The organism is Moorena sp. SIO4A5, from assembly GCF_010672005.1.
GTDB lineage: Bacteria > Cyanobacteriota > Cyanobacteriia > Cyanobacteriales > Coleofasciculaceae > Moorena.
The window spans coordinates 1-3,886 of record NZ_JAAHHZ010000453.1 but is presented as its reverse complement, the minus strand read 5'-3'; the positions used below and the strand labels follow the sequence as shown (position 1 = coordinate 3,886).

3 protein-coding genes and 1 pseudogene are annotated in these 3,886 nt (G+C 43.2%); all 4 read right to left on the bottom strand.

The genetic code is table 11. The annotated features are described in order from the left end of the window. Positions 1–171 precede the first annotated feature (171 nt). The 4 genes and pseudogenes from F6K57_RS39020 to F6K57_RS39005 all read right to left on the bottom strand — a co-directional run bounded on the left by F6K57_RS39020 (position 172) and on the right by F6K57_RS39005 (position 3,808). Positions 172–1,530, bottom strand: coding sequence for a hypothetical protein (locus tag F6K57_RS39020; protein WP_293074040.1), 1,359 nt, complete (start codon positions 1,528–1,530; stop codon positions 172–174). Next, the gene (locus F6K57_RS39015; protein ID WP_364305962.1) at positions 1,527–2,456 is read right to left on the bottom strand and encodes a MoxR family ATPase; all 930 of its coding nucleotides are present in this window, start codon (positions 2,454–2,456) and stop codon (positions 1,527–1,529) included. The genes F6K57_RS39020 and F6K57_RS39015 overlap by 4 nt, the downstream gene beginning before the upstream one ends. Beyond that, positions 2,444–3,163: pseudogene (locus tag F6K57_RS39010) on the bottom strand (hypothetical protein); the annotation flags it as partial. The pseudogene F6K57_RS39010 and the gene F6K57_RS39015, both read right to left, overlap by 13 nt. A 12-nt stretch (positions 3,164–3,175) precedes the next feature. Beyond that, positions 3,176–3,808, bottom strand: a complete 633-nt coding sequence (locus F6K57_RS39005) for a serine protease (RefSeq protein WP_293074039.1) — start codon at positions 3,806–3,808, stop codon at positions 3,176–3,178. Positions 3,809–3,886 lie beyond the last annotated feature (78 nt).

Below are 3,886 nucleotides of genomic sequence, written 5' to 3'. Positions count from 1 at the left end.
ACCTCAAAGTCCCCCTTGATAAGGGGGATAATGGGGGATCGGTTTGTCGCTCATATGAAGTATGGTTATAAACCTCAAAGTCCCCCTTGATAAGGGGGATAATGGGGGATCGGTTTGTCGATCATGGGAGATAAACTTAATATATTTATAATGAAAATATCTTCAGTTTACTCATCTTACCCGCAAAACATTTATTGCATTTTGTAAACCTTCGCGACTGAATTCAAACATTGGTACCAAGGGTCTAATCTCACCAGCGGTGGTGCCAGTCCAACGGTAGCAAGGCATGGGATTAAGCCAAGCCATGGCACGCACGTGCTGTTTGAGTTGTCCTAGAAAGGCTTTGGTCAATTCAATGCGCTGAGGGTTAAGTCCACCACGAGCAGCACCACCATCGCTAAACATCAAAACTACAGTCCACTGCACAGCAAGCTGGGAGAGAATCCTGCTAATCAATTCTGCTTCAAGCTGATCACGGTCGTGATAGAGGTAATCCACTGGACAATTGTGAAAATAGTAAATAGTGGTTTTACCCCAGTGTCCAGCTTGTAAGGCGGTTTCTGTTAGCCGATGGGATAGTCGATGAAAGGGTATCATTGAGCCACCTTGGTCGATTAACAGTAATAGCTCCGTACGATTGACCCGAGGGGAGATAAAGACAGGCTCTAGCAATAGACCTTGCCGTCCAATCTGGTTAACGGTGGCTTCTATGTCTAGTTCTGTCTTAGCTCCTTCCCTGACCAGACCGCGCAAGTAACGCCAGCTTTGTTTCATTTGCCTACGGGTCACGGGACAGTATCCTGTAGTGATCAGAATGCGATCGCTAAACCCTGGCTTAGTCTTACGAGAACTCTGCCTTACTGTTTTCGCAATTTGTACTTCATCTACTTCCTGAATGATTACTACTGGCTTAAACAGCTTTTCTTGCGGACGATTGCGAGATTTAATAATGTGCCAAAATACCCAGACAGTCAATAACGATCCTCCACCTATAGTTAGGATAACTGGCCAACTACTATTGTTTTTACCATTCGTATTTTTTTCATCATTATTGATAGCTGTTACATGGGGGCTAGTTGGGGGTGTTGCTGGATTTGTTTCTTTTGGTTGAATTACTACTGGTTTATCTGGCTGAGGTTTTATTAGAGGTATTAAATTCGATATAATAATTACAATTCCAATAATAACTACTCCTATCAACCAATAACTAAGTCTTGGAAAATAGTTATTTTCCTGTGAATCACCTTCATCTGTGGTAAAATCATCTAAATCATCTAAATTATCTAAAGCTATACTAGTTGGAATAAATTCTTTAATAAATTTGTCAAAGTACTTATCAAAAATATGCTTTTCTTCTTGCGACTTCACCCATAAGGTACAGCACAATCGCGCCAACGCTTCCCGGTCTGGAATCCCAAAACCAGCCTGCAATGCCCGCAATAAGGCTTCATACTCACCAATTCCCAAGGGTAAGCCAGCATCTTGCAGTTTTTCAAACAACTCCATTAGGGGTAAGTCATTGACCCTCATAGCCTTTTTGGGTTTAGATAGCGCATATGGTCATTGACGCTTTTCAGCAATACACCAGGATAGGGGAGTTTTCCATCCAATTGTGCCAAAATTTCATCGGTGGGATGGCGGCGCAGTACCTTGAACCAATCAATTAATTCGCTAGTACTAACTTTTTTACCAGTATTCCCTTTATGCTTTTCCATTTCCCGACGCAATTCCTGAAAGCGACTTACAGTCTTCTTCACTAGCATCTCCGGTGATTTCGGAAAATGAGCATTAAGAATGTCAATTAACTGGTGATAAGGAAACTCAACATAATGAAATAAACAGCGCCGTAAGAAAGCATCGGGTAAATCCTTCTCGTCATTGCTGGTAATAAAAACAATTGGGGCTTGGTTGGCTATTACTTCTTCACCGGTTTCATCTACAGTAAATTGGCGTTGATCAAGTTCCATTAATAAGTCGTTAGGAAAGTCAATATCCGCCTTATCAATTTCATCAATTAACACCACCGTCAGGGTTTCACTCCGAAATGCATTTCCTAACGGGCCCCAACGTACATAGGTCTCGGGATTACTAATACGGGGGATATCCTCTGGTTTAATCATGCCGGTTGCGGCTAACTGAGCATCCCGCAAACGAGCCACAGTATCATAGATGTAAAGACCATCCTTTGCCCGAGTAGTAGATTTGACACCCCAGACTCTCAAAGGCAAGTTGAGCTCATAAGCCACAGCATGAGCCAAGCGGGTTTTACCACATCCCGGTTCCCCTTTCAGTAACAAAGGGCGTTCCAGGTAGATCGCTAAATTAACTGCTTCAATTAATTCCCGACTAGGTAGATAAGGGTACAACAATTGTCCCTTGCTGTCTCGTTCTCCAGGCTGCGGTTGTAGTGCTGGATTACCTGTATATTCAGGTTTTGGGTTGTTCAGAGTCTCCACCGTTGCTTTACGTCATTAAACCAATCAACGCCACAGCGATCGCATATTTCTGCCAGTACATACTCTGGAATGCCATTATCGCTGTTTTCTAGAACGACTTTAACAGTTTCATCGACCTCATGGGTAAATTCGATCGGTAATTCCTCAGATTCTCGCATCATCCAGTCAATCAATTCATCTTCATCAAATTGATTAATCTTGGGAGATTTTACTGGCATTTGGGGTTGAGTACGGTCTATTTTATCAGAAAATATAGCATCCAAATTCCCGACAGTGCCTTCGTAGTCTACTAAAAACATCAATAATTTGAAGCGACTGGCACTAGGGGTAACCTGGCGAGCGTTAGTTGCCAAAGGTGTCCAGAATTCACGAATCAGTTGATCTAAATAGGCTTCTGGCATCACATGTACATCATGGAAGACCAGTAGCACATTCTGGGTTTGCCAGTAGCGATAAACTCGTTCAGTAATAGCAGTAACTGACGCTCCCTTTCCCCACAAACCAACCTGATTACCCAGTTCACGCCAAAGGGCTTTGATATCAGTTCTGCGAGCTTTTCTTGCTAAATTAACTTTGATAACTTTGCCAGTAATAGTATTAGGAAGATGTTTTTCTACTAAGCGATTCAATAACCAACGTTGTCCGTAGTCTGGATAGCCATGAATTAAAAAAGCCGCGACAGACTGTGTTCGGATTAACCTAAAAAATAAGCGTTCCTGCTACTCGTAACCAAGCTTTACTAATACCTTATAAAGCTGATCACCATCTAAAACCCGCCAAATTCTATCAAGGGCACCAATGGATATGGCTAAACCAGTTTTACCATCCCCTTGTCGATGGCTAACTACTCCCAAAAGCTCACCACTAGCTTCATCCACCACCGGCGAACCACTATAACCACGCTGTAGCCCATAGTCATCAACAATGTGCAAATCCCAACTTTGAATTCTTTCCCCTGATTGTTTCGACCATCCCACTTGCTCCCCTAGGGTACCGTGCAGTGGTCGGATTAAATGGTCTTTAGCAAATAATTGAAAGCCAGCAGTTAGGAAAGAGTTACCCTTCTCACCAAATCCTTCTTGTCGGTGTAATTCTGGCTTATTCCAAAGTCCATCTACTCTCAACACTGCCAAATCCAATCCATCATCTTCCCCAGAAGCAATCACCGTGCCAGGTATGCCATCAGCTTTGACATTCTCTGGCCCACCAACCTCTTTCACCACATGAGCACAAGTCAACAAGAAAGCGGTGCCACTAACCTGGCGAATCACAAAACCAGTGCCAAAACCAGTGATTTCAGGGTCACTACTGGTAATTAAAACCACTGACTGCTGTAGTTCTTCTGGGGTCATTCTTTAGCAAAGGGAACAGGGAATAGGGAACAGGAAACAGGGAATAGGGAACAGGGAGTAGGGAGTAGGGAATAGGGT